Genomic DNA, 16,531 nt, shown 5'->3' with positions numbered 1-16,531 from the left:
TCCGAAGTGTGGAACGGCCCTTTTTGCGAGGCTATTCGGCCCTGCTGCCCAAGTGGCTGGCGCCCAGATGGTTGGCAGTGGGGCGCAGAGGGTAGGGCCGAAGGTAAAAAAATGCTACTCGGTGTGTGCTGTAGCCCGCTGCTTGCGCTTCTTTTCGCGCAGGTAAGCCCGTTGCCCGTAGACGGCCACGACCACGAAGCACACCAGCGGCACGGCAAACGACGTGTTGGTGGCAGGCAGTCCGGCCACGGTGAAGCCCGCGTCGATGAGTGCCGCCTGCAGCGGCGGGAACACCGAACCGCCCAGTATCGACATTATCAGGCCGGCCCCGCCAATCTTCACATTGTCGCCCAGGCCGCGCAGGGCTATGCCGTAGATGGTGGGGAACATGAGCGACATGCACCCGCTGACGGCCACGAGGCAGTAGAGTCCGCGCCGGTCGGTGAACAGGATGACGCCGCAGACGGCCACCACGGCCACCACGGCGAGCACCGTCAGCAGGCGCCCGGGACTGACGTACCTGAGGAACCATGTGCATACAAAGCGGCTGCACGTGAACAGCACCAAGGCCGCTATGTTGAACTTCTGCGACAGTATCTCGGCCGCATGCTCCTCCATGCCCTCGCCCATGAGCACGTGGGTGCCGTATTGTATGATGAATGTCCAGCACATCACCTGTGCCCCGATGTAGAAAAACTGCGCCACCACGCCCTCGCGGTAGTTGCGCACGCGCGCCAGCTCGGCCAGCGAGGTGCGCAGGCTCTTGTCTGTGGGCGCGTCGCCGTCCTTGGGCATCTTGGTCAGGCGTATCAGTATGAGCAGCGCTATGACCACGATGCCAATGAAGAGGTAGGGCTGTATGAGCACGTCGAGGTCTTGCTCCTTCAGCATGTTGAACTCCTCGTCGGGCAGCGTCAGCCGTTCAGCCGTGGGCATGGGGTTCATCCGCGCCTGGACAAAGGCCATGGCCACATACATTCCGGCCAGTGCGCCTATCGGGTTGAACGCCTGCGCCATGTTGAGGCGCCGCGTTGCCGTCTCCTCGCTGCCCATGCAGTAGATGTAGGGGTTGCAGCTGGTTTCGAGAAACGACAGGCCGCACGTCATCACGAAGTAGGCCAGCAGGAACGGGGCGTACACCCCCATGGCCTTGGCCGGGAAGAACAGCAGTGCCCCGGCGGCATACAGCGACAGCCCCACGAGCACTCCGGCCTTGAACGAATACCGCCTTATGAACATGGCGGCGGGGAACGCCATCACGAAATAGCCCAGGTAGAAGGCCACCTGCACCATTGCGCCCTCGGTGACGCTCATCCTGAATATCTTTGAGAAGGCCTTGACCATGGGGCTTGTCACGTCGTTGGCAAAGCCCCACAGGGCGAAGCAGGCTGTGATTGCCGCGAAAGGCAGCAGGAAACTGGCGCCGTTTTTGGTGAAAAGTCCGTCGGCCGGTCTTTTCGCGCCGTTGTCGTCTTTGTTTGAGTAGTGTCTGTCAGTTTGCATATAAATAGATTCTTAAACGATGTAGCCGGCACGGGCGCTTGCCCATGCCGGCTGTCTGTCATAATTGCTTTATGGCTTTTTCGATGCTTTTCCGGTCAAACTGCCCTTCCTTGAAGAGCATGAGCGTCTTCAGTTCGGTGGGCCCGTTGACGTCGGCTGTGGCGTTTATCGTCTCGGCGAAGCGCGTTTCGGGGTGCAGCCCCTCGGTCCTGACGTATTCCACCTTGCCCCATCCCTTTACCGGAACAAGCGCCAGCGAGTGGCGTCCGTTGTAAATGGTGTAGGCTTTCAGCCCGTTTTTCAGGCTTATCGTGGCCTCCTTTATCGGCGTGTCGCGCTCGGGCAGGGCGTAGTGGCCCAGCCTCAGTGTCGTGGGCGTGGCGCAGCCGGTCACCGAGTCGGAGCGCATCATGCCGTCGGGCAGCGTCTTGTCGGCCAGGCTCATGGTGAAACGCTTGTCGCTCTGCAGCCACACCGTGCGGTGAAGCGTGCCGTCGGCATATCCCGTGGTGGTGTATCGGCGCATAGGCTCCCACTGCCCCTTGGCGTTCTTCACCACGTATGCCATGGCCACCTCGCCGTTCTTGCCGTCGGCCATCCACGGGAATAGCGTGTTGTAGGCCAGCCTGTTGTATTGCTCCGAGCCGCGGAACTTCTCAGCTCCGCGCCGTTCGGTGTCGTAGTCGCAGAAGGCCCTCGTCTCTGCTGCGCCGCTGTTGGCGTAGTTGGTTATCAGCATCTTCGGCCCGGGCAGCCACAGGTTGTCCACCTCGCCGGCCTTCATGCCGGCCCAGAAGCCCTCGTTCTCGGTGTCGCTCCAATAAGGGTGGCTCTCGGGGAGCATCAGCGGGAGGAACGCCTTGGCGCACCAGTAGACGCTTCCGCGGCAGCTGTAGCCTTGGAGCACGGGGTCGAAGAGGCCGTAGAAGCCCGGTGTGGGCACTCCGTCGGCATAGATGAAGTCGGGGTTCTGCAGGAACTGCAGCAGGCATCCGGAGGCTATGCGTCGCATCCAGCCGTAGTTTATGCCCTCGCCCCATGCCAACGGCGCCGCGGCGGCAAAGCGGTACATGTTGCTCCGGCCCCACATGGGCATGTGTCCGTCGCGCCCGAACATGCGCGGATAGCTGCGGTACATCTCGGCGAAGTTCTTTTCAAACTGCGCCGCCAGCTCCGGGTAGTGCTCGCGGCCGAAGAACCGGGCCCAGAGCTCGCCGTAGAGCTGGTATGCCCACATCGAGTAGAAGTCGTAGTTGGGGTGGTCGAGATACCAGCCGTCGCCGCGGTAGTCGCCTTGTAGCAGGCGTACGTACTTCACGAGCAGCGAGTCGTTGACCTCGTAACCCTTCGACTTGAAGAACGACATGGGGAAAACGTTGAAGAAACGCCAGTTTTGCGGTATGGTAGGGCCGTCGGCATAGCTCTCTATCATAGAGTATAGCGAGTCGCGGGTGGCCTTGGGCAGCGGTTCCCAGAGCACGTCGCCACAGATGAAGAGCGATATGCCCAGCGCGCCGAACTCCACCAAGTCCTGGCACGGGCCGCGGTTGCCGCGGTGCGCAACATACTGCTTGCTGTCCGGGTCGACGAGCAGTGACAGTTGCCGGCGGTAGTAGTCGGCCAGCCGTATGCCGTTGATGGTCAGCGTAGAGTCTTCGCGCAGCAGCGGCGAAGCCAGGAACAGGGTGCGGCACATGCCTTCGAGCGTTGCCCCGCGCACGCGGCTGTTGTCTTTCGGATAGCACACGTTGCCCAGCCGGTCGAAGTACATCGGGTCGTCAAGCGAGCGTATGTGGCCGAAAGCGCCTTCGAGCAAGTATTTGTCGGCTTCTATCCAGTGTCGGCGCGTCATGCCCGTGTAAGGGCTGAGCTTGCTGTCGGGGTTGTCTACTTTAAACACATTGCCGGCTCCCATGGCCGACAGCGTGGTGGCTATGGCCAGCGACAAGGTGAGGAAAAATGCTTTATTCATTGTCTTGAGTCATTGGTTGTCATGCAGGTGTGCGCCTTGTCATCCCGTTGGCGGCTTCTGTCGGCAACGGCATGCCTGTGGCGTTACAACTGCAAAAATACTAATTTTTGGTGCAATATGCGGCCCTTTCTGTAGGATAATTTGCCAAAGCATAGAGTGGTGGCCACATTTAGACCAATGTGGCGGGGCGTTGTGGCGTGTGTGGCGCTGCTGAATTTCGTTTACAAACAGTCTCGTGAGAATGCTGTCTGCGCAGCCGTCGGCCGGTGGCAACGCTTTTGCGCCGTTGTGGCGTGTGCAATTGCAACCCATTGTCCTGCATTTGTTTATGCGTGCTGATGGCTTGCCTGTGCAATGAAAATGGCTGTCGTGGGCCCCCGGGGCAACGCCATGCCCCGGCCAAACGGCACGTTTTAGGCCCTCGAGGGCTTGCTTAGGCAGGGCTATGCTGTGTTGCCGAGCTTCCAATGAGGGCCGTTTTGCATCGCTATATGTGCCGTTCGGCGTTGCCATCTGTGCCGTTTGCCAATCCGACACGGCCCGTTCTGTTGAATTTCGAAGCCCTTACGGGTTTTCCGTTTCTGTTTGGTCGAGTGTTGACGAGGCTTTTTTCTGCATGTTTTATTTACAAAACACAGTAGCCCCTTCTGCCCGCCGCCATGTCCTTTCAAGCCCCGGCGCTTGCCCGGCATACGTGCATGGCAGAAAAAACATGGGCCTGCAGGCCCGTAGTCTCGCGATTTTTGTGTAAGTTTGCAAGCAAGTTACTGACCGCGGCATACCATGGCCGCCTCATGTCGGTGTGCTTGCGGGCCCACGGCCACCGCCTGGCGGGCTGCCACAGCAGTCGCTGCCGGGCCTCCGCCGGGCGCCACCGTTGGCGGGGCTAAGGGTGCGCAGAGTCACGGCGGGGCGGCATGCATGTTGCCGACTGCTAAAACATGATATGCAATTATGAAAAAACTGCTTTCATTGCCCCCCAACCTGGTGGGCTGTTTCCATGAGATAACGGGCGCAGACCCGCAGGAGTATTTCTGTACCAGCGACCCCGTGGGCCGCAAGCTGGGCAGCGGCGGCGGCACCACATGGCTGCTGGAGCGTTGCCATGAGGCCTGGGGGGCGGGCCGGGGATTCGACGAATGGCTTGCCTCCGACCGCCGCATACTGCTGCATGCCGGCGGACAGAGCCGCCGCCTGCCGTCATACGCCCCGTCGGGTAAGATACTCACGCCCATCCCCGTGTTCCGTTGGGAGCGCGGGCAACGCCTGTCGCAGACGCTGCTCGACCTGCAGCTGCCGCTTTACGAGCGGCTCATGCGGATGGCGCCGGGCAACATACACACCATGGTGGTGAGCGGCGACGTCTACATACGCGCTGCCGCACAGTTGCCGCCGGTGCCCGATGCCGACGTGGTTTGCTACGGGTTGTGGCTCGACGCGTCGATAGCCAAAGACCACGGAGTGTTCGTAAGCGACAGGCGCACGCCGTCGGTGCTCCGCCGGATGCTCCAGAAGCCATCGGTGCCCAAGCTCAACGAACTGTTGCAGACGGGCTTCTACCTCACCGACATAGGCGTGTGGATGCTCAGCGACAGGGCTGTGCGACTGTTGCGGAGCAGGTCGAAGCGCGGAGCCGACACCGTGGAATATGACCTCTACGGCGAGTTCGGGTGCTCGCTCGGCACCGACCCCGTGATCGACGACCCCGAGCTGCGCTCGCTAAGCGTGGCCGTGGTGCCGCTGCCCGGCGGTGAGTTCTACCACTTCGGCACGAGCGGCGAGATGATTTCGTCGATGCAGGCCATACAGAACATTGTCAACGACCAGCGGGAGATAATGCACCACGGGCGCAAGCCGCACCCGTCGATATTCGTACAGAACGCCATCACCGAGATAACCATCACGGCCGAGAACACCAACCTGTGGATAGAGAACAGCCATGTGGGCCCCGGCTGGACGATAAGCCACGACAACATCATCACCGGGGTGCCCCGCAACGACTGGCACATAGCCCTCGGCGCGGGCCAGTGCATCGACGTTGTGCCTGTGGGCGAGGGCTCGTTTGCCGTGCGCCCCTACCGCATCGGCGACAAGTTTGCGGGCGAGGAGCAGCAGCGAAGGCAGTTCCCGGTGGTTGCCGACGTGGCCGAGATGGGCCGCGTGCTGGCATCCATGCTCGCCGGAGGGCCCGCCCCAGAGGGCTGCAGGCTCATGAGTGCCGAGGAAATATCCAACGAGGCCAACCTGCCCAGGCTCGTAGAGCAGCGCCGTCGCTACCGCAGGGACAACTGGGCGGCACTGGCCCGCAACTACGAACACAGCGTTTTCTACCAGACCGACCTCGACGACGCGGCGCGCGAGTTTGCCCGTTGCGGCATGGAACTGCCCGCGCCGCTGCCCGTTGAGGCACCGCTCATGACGCGGATTCACGACGCCATGTTCCGCTCGGAGGTGCTGAGGCTCACCGGCCGCGACGGTTCGGCTGACTGTCGGCGCGCCTTCGGCCTGCTGCGCGAGGGGCTCACGGAGACCGTGCTGGCCGACAGGCAGGAGCCGCGGCTGTCGGTCTACGCCGACCAGATAGTGTGGGCGCGCAGCCCCGTGCGCATCGACATCGCCGGAGGATGGACAGACACGCCGCCATTCTGCCTCATGGAGGGGGGCAACGTCATCAACCTGGCCATCGAACTCAACGGCCAGCCGCCGCTGCAGGCATACATACGCCCGTGCCGCGAGCCGCACATAGTGCTGCGGAGCATAGACCTCGGGGCTGTCGAGGTGGTGGAGACATACGAACAGCTGGCCGACTTCATCCACGTGGGCAGCCCGTTCTCCATACCAAAGGCGGCGCTGGTGCTGGCCGGCTTCCAGCCCGGCTTCAGCCTTGAGCGCCACGCCTCGCTGCGCGACCAGCTCGAGGCGTTCGGCTGCGGCATGGAGCTGACACTGCTGTCGGCCATTCCCGCCGGCAGCGGACTGGGCACGAGCAGCATCCTCGCGGCCACGGTGCTCGGGGCGGTGAGCGACTTCTGCTCGCTGGCATGGGACAAAAACGAGATTGGCCGGCGCACGCTCGTGCTCGAGCAACTGCTCACCACGGGCGGCGGATGGCAAGACCAGTATGGTGGGGTGCACGGAGGGGTGAAGCTGTTGCAGACGGGCCGCGGCTTCGACCAGAGCCCGCTGGTGCGTTGGTTGCCCGACGACGTATACACCCAGCCCGACTGTGCCGGCTGCCACCTGCTTTACTATACGGGCATCACGCGCACGGCAAAGAGCATCCTGTCGGAGATTGTGCGCCGAATGTTCCTCAACAACAACCGGCAACTGGCCCTGTTGCGCGAGATGAAGGCCCACACCATCGACATGTACGAGGCCCTGCAGCGCCGCGACTACAGGCAGGTGGGCCTGCTCATGCGCGAGACGTGGCGGCAGAACCAGGCCCTCGACAGCGGCACCAACCCGCCGGAGGTGGCCCGGCTTACCGGCCTTGTCGACGACCTGTGCCTGGGCTACAAGCTGCCCGGTGCCGGCGGAGGGGGCTATCTGTACATGATGGCCAAAGACCCCGAGGCTGCCGCCCGCGTGAAGCAGGTGATAAACGCCAACCGCATGAACGCCAACGCCCGCTTCGTGGACATGACGCTGAGCAAGGCAGGGCTGCAGGTGAGCCGCAGCTGAGGCGGTAGGATATGTTTACAAAGCCTGTGCCGTGAGGCCGCCGCAGCCGTTCGACGGCCTGAAATGGGCCGTTCGGCCAAGCCATACGGGCCGTTTGGCAGCACAGTCGGGGCCGTTTGGCAGCGCAACGGCGGCCTGTTTGCCAACGCCCTGTGCCACAGCTGCTTGCGGAATGGGCAGCGTCGGCATGCACAATGGTAAGAAATGTTTATTGCGGCAGTCCCGGTCCCGCCCCTGCAGGGCCTGTGCCGGGACTTGCCGCCAACAGACACGCATAAGAAAATAGCAAGATATGGATTTCAGGACAATAGTGGATGTGCCCCGGCCCGACTTTGCCATCGGGCCGCAGGAGAAGATACTGTGCGTGGGCTCGTGCTTCGCCGACAGCATAGGGCGGCGCTTTGCCGAGGAGAAGTTCCGCGCAACGGTAAATCCCTTCGGCGTGATGTACAACCCGGCGAGCATACTCCACACCGTGGAGCGCACCGACTGCGCCCCGCGCGTGGCTTTCTTCACGCTCGGAACAAACCACGTGTACATACTCAACGAGACGGGCGAGATTGTGGACAACTGCCGCAAGCGCCCACAAAGGCTCTTCACCGAGCGCGAGCTCACGGTGGATGAGTGCATTGGATACCTGCGGCAGGCCGTCGATACGCTTGCCAAGAGAGACCCTGAGGTGCAGGTGGTGATTACCGTCAGCCCCATACGCTACGCAAAATACGGCTACCACGGCAGCCAGCTGTCAAAGGCCGTGCTGCTCATGGCGGCCGATTGGATGGCGCGGATGTACCAGCGCTGCACTTATTTCCCTGCCTACGAGATTGTGCTCGACGAGCTGCGCGACTACCGTTTCTATGCGCCCGACATGCTGCACCCATCGCAGCAGGCCGTCGACTATATCTGGGAACGCCTATCTGAGGCATATTTCAGCGAGGAGGCCAAGCGTTTCCTCGAAGAGTGGCGGCCAATAAAGGAGGCCTTGGGCCACCGTCCGTTCAATCCAGACAGCGATGAGTACAAGGCGTTCTTGCAGAAAACGCACGAGAGGATGGCGGCGCTGAAGGAGCGCTACCCCTGTCTGGAGGTATGATGGCGCCATGGCCGTCGCCTGCCTCGGGGCCGGTGGTGGCGCCGGGGCGGCGTGGTGGGCGTCCGAAAGCCCAGCCGGTGGCGCCGGCATCGGTTGGCCGAAGATGCTCCGGGCACGAAAAAAACAAGTCCATTCCTTTGCCTTTCGGCCGAATTGCACTAATTTTGCATTGTGAATGATGCGCCACGGCGCACAAACGATATAACGATGAGATATTCAATCGAAAAAGTCACCACGCTCATAGGAGCGCGGCGCATCGGTGAGGCCGATGCCAATATCGGGTGGCTGCTCACAGACAGCCGCTCTCTCTGTTTCCCCGAGGAGACGCTTTTCTTCGCCCTGCGCTCCGAACGCAACGACGGTCATAAGTACATCTGCGAACTTTACCGCCGCGGGGTGCGCAACTTTGTGGTGAGCCGGGTGCCCGACGGATTGGAAAACTATCCCGGTGCAAACTTCCTCAAGGTGGTCGATACGCTCGAAGCGCTGCAGCGCCTGGCCGAACGCCACCGCGATGAGTTCGGCATACCGGTGGTTGGGATAACCGGGTCGAACGGCAAGACGATGGTGAAAGAGTGGCTTTATCAGCTGCTGTCGCCCTCGATGGTGGTCACGCGGTCGCCCAAGAGCTACAATTCGCAGATAGGCGTGCCGCTGTCGGTGTGGCTGTTGAACGAGCAGACGCAGGTGGCACTGTTTGAGGCGGGCATAAGCCGGCCCGGCGAGATGCAGGCACTGCGCGACATAATACAGCCCACCATCGGCGTGCTGACGTCACTCGGAGCCGCACACCAGGAGAACTTCCGGTCTATGGAGGAGAAGTGTGAAGAGAAGATTGCACTGTTTCACGACGCCCGTGTGGTGGTGTACGACTCTGACGACGAGACCGTGAGCCGCTGCCTGCGCAAGTCGGGCTATGCCGGCGAGAAGATTGGGTGGAGCCGCCAGAGCCCCAACGCGGCCTTCTATGTGAGCCGTGTCGACACCGAAGGCACCACTTCGACCATACATTATATGTATAAAGGGGCAGAAGGCTGCTACCGGCTGCCGTTCATCGACGACGCTTCGCTCGGCTGTTCGTTTGCATGTGCATGCGTGGCGCTGCATCTCGGGCTGACGGCCGACGAGCTCGGGCAGCGAATGGCGGCCCTTGAGCCTGTGGCCATGCGCCTCGAGGTGAAGGAGGGAAGGCACGGCTGCACGCTCATCAACGACTCTTACAATTCTGACTTCAACTCGCTCGACATCGCGCTCGACTTCATGAACCGACGGCCCGACCACAACGGGCGCAAGCGCACGCTCATACTGAGCGACATCTACCAAAGCGGCGAGCGGCCCGAAGAGCTGTATGCCAAGGTGGGCGAGCTGGCGGCAAAGCGTGGCGTGGAGCGTTTCATCGGCATAGGGGCCGACATCTCGGCGCAGGCCGGGGCCATAACAGTGGCCGACAAGCATTTCTTTGCCGACGTCGATGGCTTCGTGGGCAGCCCGGTATTCCGCTCGCTGCGCGACGAGGTGATACTGATTAAGGGGTCGAGGGCATTCGGTTTCGACCGCATAACGGAGCTGTTGGAGCAGAAGGTGCACGAGACCATACTCGAGGTCAACCTTAACGCCCTGGTGGCAAACCTCAACTTCTACCGATCTTTCATGCGTCCGGAGACGAAGATTGTGTGCATGGTGAAGGCCGACGCCTACGGGGCAGGGGCTGTCGAGGTGGCCAAGACGCTGCAAGACCATCGCGCCGACTACCTGGCGGTGGCCGTGGCAGACGAGGGGGTGACGCTCCGCAAGAACGGAATAACCACGAGCATCATGATAATGAACCCCGAGATGACGGCGTTCAAGACCATGTTTGACTATGACCTGGAGCCCGAGGTGTACAGCTTCCGGCTGATGGACGCGCTCATCAGGGCCGCCGAGAAGGAGGGAATAACCAACTACCCGGTTCACATCAAGCTCGACACGGGCATGCACAGACTGGGATTCGACCCAAGGAAAGACATAGACGAGGTGATAAACCGTCTGAAGCATCAGAACGCAATCATCCCGCGGTCGGTCTTTTCCCACTTCGTTGGCTCCGACAGCGACGAGTTCGACAGCTTCTCGGCACAGCAGTTTGCACTCTTCGACGAGGGAAGCCGCAAGCTACAGGCGGCGTTCGACCACAAGATACTGCGCCACATGGACAACTCGGCGGGCATTGAGCACTTCCCGGAGCGCCAGCTCGACATGTGCAGGCTGGGCCTGGGGCTCTACGGGATAGACAGCCGCGACAACAGAATCCTGAGCAACGTGAGCACGCTGAAGACCACAATACTGCAGCTGCGCAACGTTCCGAAAGAGGAAACCGTGGGCTACAGCCGAAAGGGAAGGCTAACGCGCGACAGCGTGATTGCCGCCATCCCCATAGGATATGCCGACGGACTGAACCGACACTTGGGCTGCGGGCACTGCCATTGCCTCGTAAACGGACAGAAAGCACCGTATGTCGGGAACATATGCATGGACGTTGCGATGATTGACGTGACGGGCATCGACTGCCACGAAGGCGACTCCGTAGAGATATTCGGCGACCATCTGCCGGTCACTGTGCTGTCGGATGCGCTGCAGACAATACCATACGAAGTGCTCACAAGCGTCAGCAGCCGGGTCAAGAAAGTGTATTTCCAAGATTGACATTAGTCAATTGCTCGTAAAAACACCTATATGCAGTCTCGTTAAACTAATTTAACGAGACTGCATTTCCTTTTTGATTAAAATTCAGTATCTTTGCCGAAAACTTACTTGACAATACCTATTGGAAATAATTAAAAACTAATTAATAACTAATGAATCCTATTCAAACAACGAAGATGACCAACTTCCGTTGGGTCATTTGTGCTTTGCTTTTCTGCGCAACGACGGTAAACTACCTCGACAGGCAGGTTCTTTCGCTTACGTGGAAAGACTTCATAGCACCTGAGTTCCACTGGAATGATGCACACTATGGCATGATTACCGGTTTCTTCTCCGTGTTTTATGCTGTCGCTTGCTTGTTTGCTGGCAAGTTTGTCGACTGGATGGGCATAAAGAAAGGTTATCTTTGGGCTATCTTTATCTGGTCGCTGGGTGCATGCTTGCATGCCGGTTGCGGTTGGGTTACGATGGAAGTCGAGGGTCTCGACTCTGTTGAGGCCTTGCGGGCTGTCGAGGCCGGCAGTGCCGTTGCGGTGGCAATAGCCACGCTCAGCGTATGGCTGTTCCTCGTGTGCCGCGCTATCCTGGCTCTCGGCGAGGCCGGAAACTTCCCTGCCGCCATCAAGGTGACAGCCGAGTATTTCCCGAAGAAAGACCGTGCTTTTGCCACTTCAATATTCAATTCAGGCGCATCGGTGGGTGCATTGGCAGCTCCTCTTACCATACCAATACTCGCCAAGCACTTCGGATGGGAGATGGCTTTCATCATAATCGGTGCCATCGGCTTTATCTGGATGTTCTTCTGGGCCCACCTCTATGAAAAGCCTGAGAACTCAAAGCATGTGAACAAGGCCGAGCTTATATACGTCAACCAGGACGAGGAAGAAGAGACAAAGCCTGCCGAAGAGGCAAAGCCCGAGAAGACCATACCTTTCATGCAGTGCTTCAAGTACAAGCAGACATGGTCGTTTGTTGTGGGTAAGTTCTTCACCGACGGTGTATGGTGGTTCTATCTGTTCTGGGCACCGGCCTATTTCTCTGACCAGTTCGGCTACGAATCGTCGTCGACGATGGGCATGGCGCTCATTTTCGTGCTCTATCTCATCGTTACCGTGCTTTCGATATACGGCGGTTACCTGCCCAAGCTCTTTGTCGAGAAGAAGGGTATGGGCCCGTATGCCGGCCGCATGCGTGCCATGCTGATATTCGCTTTCTTCCCCCTCTTCGCGCTGTTTGCCCAGCCGTTGGGTGCCAACTCGGCGTGGTTCCCGGCCATTATCATCGGTCTTGCAGGAGCAGGTCACCAGGCTTGGTCGGCCAACTTGTTCTCGACAATCGGCGACATGTTCCCGAAGTCGACCATTGCAACCATCACCGGCATCGGCGCCATGGCCGGAGGCATAGGCTCGTTGCTTATCAACCTGGGTGCCGGAGAGCTGTTCAAGTATTCCGGCGACATGGGTTCGGCCTTCTCGTTCATGGGCTTTGAGGGCAAGGAAGGTGGCTACATGATCATCTTCTGCATCTGTGCCGTGGCTTACCTGCTGGCTTGGGTCATCATGAAGGCCCTCGTGCCGAAGTACAAGCCAATCATTGTTGATTGATGACATAGACACAATTTCAATTTGACTATAGCTTATTGGTTGGGCCGCCTGCGACAAGCAGGCGGCCCAAATGTTTTTTCCAGAGCCGGCGACTGGCCCGACGCATGTTGGGGTTGGGTTGCTGCGGGAAGCTTGTCCGCTGCGTTGCCCGTTTCGGCGCCATGCCACAGGCCGTATGCCTATGGCGCGTCTGGTTGCTGCCTCAATGGCTTTTGTCGCCCTAAGTCACGTCGATGGGGCGTCGTGCCATGGTGTGTTGCCATGCTGTGCGGGGTAAAACGGCAGGCGGAATGGTATCGTTGTTGATACCATTCCGCCTGTAGCGTTTCCGGCTATGGTGTTTGCCGCCTTGCGCCAAGCCTGTAGGTTCTGCCTGCCTGTTGCCGTTTAAGGGCGTGTGGGCGTCTGGCCGTGGGCTCTGGCGATGGGTACGGTCAGATGAACTTCTGCTTTTTCAGTGCCTCCATCATGCCTTCAGACATGGCCTCGTTGTCTTTCTTGGTGTAGCGAATGTCGGTGAAGATTTGCGCGAGAGTCTCTTTGTGGTTAATCTCGCAGAAGTGTTTGTTCTCCTCCAGCCCCTCTTTGTAGGCATACAGGCGGTCGATGTCGGCCTTGGTGTAGTCGAGGTAGGTCTCGCTGTGTACGAAAGCCTCGGCCGGGAGCCTGTCGGTGAGCGGCGGGTTTTCCGCCGGCCAGCCCACTGTTAGCGTGGCAACGGGCATCACCAGTTCCGGCAGCTTCAGGGCGTCGATGATCATTTGCGGCATGTAGACAGTCGTTCCGAGGTAGCACAGGCCCAGTCCGGCTTCCTCGGCAAGGTTGCAGAACGTCTGCGTATAGAGCAGCGCGTCGGTGGCCGCATTGATAAACGACAGGAAGTTGTCGTATCCCGGCACGGCATTCCTGTTGCGGCACCATACCGACGTACGGTTATAGTCGGCGCAGATGGTCAGCACCACCGGTGCTTCAGTCACCATTGGCTGGTTGAAGTGGGCCGGCGCCAGCTTCTCCTTGCCTTCCTTGGAGCGCGTCACCACCACGCTGTACAGCTGCAGGTTGCCCATTGTCTGCGTGCGGGCGGCCTGGCTGAGCAGCTGCCCGAGCAATTCTTCACTCACGTCCTTGTCAGAATACTTGCGGATAGTCCGCCGTGTGTTTATTGTTTCCATGTCTCTTAGCATTGATTCATGATGCAAATTTACGCATATTTTTCCTTTGTTATGCTTCCGGCCATGTGTTTTTCGCATTTTTTCAAGGCTTTGTCCTCACGTCAGAGGCATGCCTCCGCCGGTAGCTGAGCGTTTGTTGGCATGTGGCCGTGGCCATGGCGATGCGTTGGCTTGTTGGGAAAAGAAACTTACACTTGGCCGACAGCCAAGCTACGCTTGCCTTGGCCGCCGGCCGAACGGCCTGTTTTGTCGTTCGGAATGCACCGTTCCGGACGACAAAACGGGCTGTATTGCAAGGCAAAACATGTGTTTTTGCAACGTGCTGCCGGCCAGCAGGTTGCGCCGGATGCCCCGGCCGGCGAAATGTCTTTACAGAAAAAGCAGCTTGCCGTATAGGCCCCGTCGGTGGCAGCAGGCTCCGGCATCCGGCCTGCCGCCTTGTCGCGTCGCGCCCGGGTAAGCCATTCACGGAGCAGGCCGGCCATATTCACAGCAACAGTTTTCTACCGTTGCGCCCTGCAATGTGCGTTAACGGTAAAAAGAGACAGCCGCCGCGGCGGGCATCCCGTTGCGGCGGCTGTTTTACATCGTTGCCCGGTGGCAATCACAACCTTTCCAGTTGCACGGTGAAGTGGCGCATTATTGGGGCTTCCCATGCAATGCGCACGCCCCTTGTCACCTGCTCGCGGCGGTCGTAAACGTTCTTAAGGGCGGCGGCAATCACGTCCATGTGGTTGTCGGTGTATACGCGGCGTGGTATTGCAAGGCGCAACAGGTCGAGCCCGTCGAAGCGGTTCTCGCGGGTCACGGGGTCGCGGTCGGCCAGCAGGTAGCCAATCTCGCAGCCGCGTATGCCGGCCTCGAGGTACAGCTCGATGGTCAGCGTCTGTGCCGGGAACTCCTCTTTGGGCACATGGGTGAGCACCTTCGGCGCGTCGACGAAGATGGCGTGGCCACCGGCCGGGCGCTGGTAGGGTATGCCGTATTCGTCGAGTTTCTCGGCAAGGTGGTGCACTTGGTGTATTCGTGTCTCCAGGTTGTCAAACTCAGTGTTCTCGTCGAGTCCTATGGCCAGGGCGTTCATGTCGCGCCCGTTCATGCCTCCGTAAGTCAGGTATCCCTCAAACTGCACGCAGAAGCCCTTGGCCCCCTCATACCAGTCTTGCCTGTTGGTGGCAATGAATCCGCCCATGTTCACTATGCCGTCCTTCTTGGCGCTCATCGTCATGCCGTCGGCCATGGCGAACATCTCGCGTGTTATTTCCTTGATGGTCTTGTTGGCGTAGCCCTCTTCGCGCGTTTTGATGAAGTAAGCGTTTTCGGCAAAGCGTGCCGAATCGAAGAGCACAGGCTTGTGGAACTTGTCGGCCACGGCCCTTACCTGCCTCAGGTTCTCCATGGAAACGGGCTGGCCGCCTGCCGTGTTGTTGGTTATGGTCACTATGATGAACGGTATCCGGTCGGCATGCTCCTCAAGGGCGCGCTCCAGCTTGGCCGGGTCTACATTGCCCTTGAACGGCACTTCGAGCTGGGTTTGCTTGGCCTCGTCGATGGTACAGTCCAAGGCGATGGCCTTTCGGCCCTCGATGTGGCCCTTGGTGGTGTCGAAGTGCGAGTTGCCGGGCACGATGTCGCCCTCGTGTACGAGGTAAGAGAAGAGCACATTCTCGGCCGCCCGGCCCTGGTGGGTGGGAATCACGTACTTGAAACCGGTCAGCCGCTCGATGGTTTCCTTCAGCCTGAAGAACGAGTCGGCCCCCGCGTAGCTCTCGTCGCCGGTCATTATGCCCGCCCATTGGCGGTCGCTCATGGCCCCGGTGCCCGAGTCGGTGAGCAAGTCGATGTACACCTGGTTGGCTTTCAGTTGAAACACATTGTAATGAGCCTCCTTAATCCATTGCTCGCGCTCTTCTCGCGTGCTCTTGCGGATAGGCTCCACCATCTTGATTTTCCAAGATTCAGCAAAGGGTAGTTCCATAGGTTTGTTTTTGGTTTTGTTTTACGGTTAGTCTGGCCCGGCCCCTTGGCATGGCCGCTTTGCGGTGCTCGGTGGCCCGCTGTGGGGCTTTTGTGGCTTTTAATGCTGCAAATATACAAAATATAAGTGAAATGCAGTCGGTGCGGGGCAAAAAAATAGCATTCCCGTCATACAGTTTTTTCACTCTGCCCCCATTGCCGCCATGGCATGGTGGTGGGCTGGCAGAGTTGTCACTCCGGCCGATGGCAGCTCCCGTGTGCGCCGCCCCGCCTTGCAGGCATGTGGGTGCCACTTTGCCGCCGGCCCTGCAGCGGTAGCTTAATGCTGCATCGTGGCGTCCGCCCGGTGGCCCTGCAGGCATTCGATGTGGTCAGAAAAAGACAACGCCGTCATTGCGGCGGATGCTTTTGTGCCGCATTCCGCTACAGTGCCCGGCCTGTTCGTTGGCGTGCTCCGGCAGGTATTCTTTTATTACATTTATCGTGCATGTTGGTCGCACGGGGCGTTTGGCCTTGCCGCCGGGGCCGTTTGGCTTTGCAATATGGGCCGTTCGGGCCAGTGATACGGGCCGTTTCGCACGGTCATACGAGCCGCGTCTTCAACCTGCTGTGTACCAGGTGGTTACGAAGCGGTGCCCCGCCGTGGCGCTAAGCACAAAAAAGTTTACAGCCACTGTGGCCGTGCCGTTTCCCGCCGGTTGGCACCTGCCGCAACCGCGCTGCCGAAGCAAGCTCGCGGCACATGCGCGAGCCCCCGACGGCGGCGCCGAATGACGTTTATCTTTATGTTTCACCCGTATCTTGGTGAGGGTTAAAATGTTATCTGTTTCGGACAACTTGCGGGCTGCGC

The 16,531-nt window shown here is 59.7% G+C and carries 8 protein-coding genes; 4 read left to right on the top strand and 4 right to left on the bottom strand.

Annotation, left to right across the window (positions count from 1 at the left end):
- Nucleotides 1-114: 114 nt before the first annotated feature.
- Together fucP and M3089_RS07870 are read right to left on the bottom strand one after the other, a co-directional pair.
- The gene (fucP, locus tag M3089_RS07875) at nucleotides 115-1,503 is read right to left on the bottom strand and encodes an L-fucose:H+ symporter permease (RefSeq protein ID WP_249083165.1); all 1,389 of its coding nucleotides are present in this window, start codon (nucleotides 1,501-1,503) and stop codon (nucleotides 115-117) included.
- 58 nt (nucleotides 1,504-1,561) lie between these two features.
- Entirely contained in the window at nucleotides 1,562-3,475 is a 1,914-nt protein-coding gene (locus tag M3089_RS07870; protein WP_249083162.1) for a DUF2264 domain-containing protein, read from the bottom strand.
- A gap of 954 nt (nucleotides 3,476-4,429) precedes the next feature.
- Here M3089_RS07870 and M3089_RS07865 point away from each other — a divergent pair.
- The 4 genes from M3089_RS07865 to M3089_RS07850 all read left to right on the top strand — a co-directional run bounded on the left by M3089_RS07865 (nucleotide 4,430) and on the right by M3089_RS07850 (nucleotide 12,532).
- Nucleotides 4,430-7,156: a bifunctional fucokinase/fucose-1-phosphate guanylyltransferase gene (locus M3089_RS07865; RefSeq protein ID WP_249083160.1), complete on the top strand. Its 2,727-nt coding sequence runs from the start codon at nucleotides 4,430-4,432 to the stop codon at nucleotides 7,154-7,156.
- A 292-nt stretch (nucleotides 7,157-7,448) separates the two neighbouring features.
- Nucleotides 7,449-8,249, top strand: coding sequence for a GSCFA domain-containing protein (locus M3089_RS07860; RefSeq protein ID WP_205109031.1), 801 nt, complete (start codon nucleotides 7,449-7,451; stop codon nucleotides 8,247-8,249).
- A gap of 207 nt (nucleotides 8,250-8,456) precedes the next feature.
- Nucleotides 8,457-10,928, top strand: coding sequence for a bifunctional UDP-N-acetylmuramoyl-tripeptide:D-alanyl-D-alanine ligase/alanine racemase (locus tag M3089_RS07855; protein ID WP_205109032.1), 2,472 nt, complete (start codon nucleotides 8,457-8,459; stop codon nucleotides 10,926-10,928).
- 152 nt (nucleotides 10,929-11,080) lie between these two features.
- Nucleotides 11,081-12,532 carry an MFS transporter gene (locus tag M3089_RS07850; RefSeq protein WP_249083158.1) on the top strand — a complete coding sequence of 484 codons (1,452 nt, stop codon included), beginning with the start codon at nucleotides 11,081-11,083 and terminating at the stop codon, nucleotides 12,530-12,532.
- Nucleotides 12,533-12,966: 434 nt separating this feature from the next.
- Here the strand turns inward: M3089_RS07850 and M3089_RS07845 are convergent, their stop codons facing one another.
- Nucleotides 12,967-13,704 carry a nitroreductase family protein gene (locus M3089_RS07845; protein ID WP_205109035.1) on the bottom strand — a complete coding sequence of 246 codons (738 nt, stop codon included), beginning with the start codon at nucleotides 13,702-13,704 and terminating at the stop codon, nucleotides 12,967-12,969.
- Between the two features lie 604 nt (nucleotides 13,705-14,308).
- On the bottom strand, nucleotides 14,309-15,682 hold the full coding sequence (locus tag M3089_RS07840; protein WP_205109037.1) for a tryptophanase: 1,374 nt from the start codon (nucleotides 15,680-15,682) through the stop codon (nucleotides 14,309-14,311).
- Nucleotides 15,683-16,531: the final 849 nt, after the last annotated feature.

Origin of the sequence: Marseilla massiliensis (assembly GCF_023336985.1) — a bacterium.
GTDB lineage: Bacteria > Bacteroidota > Bacteroidia > Bacteroidales > Bacteroidaceae > Prevotella > Prevotella intestinigallinarum.
This window is presented reverse-complemented; position numbering and strand designations above follow the sequence as displayed.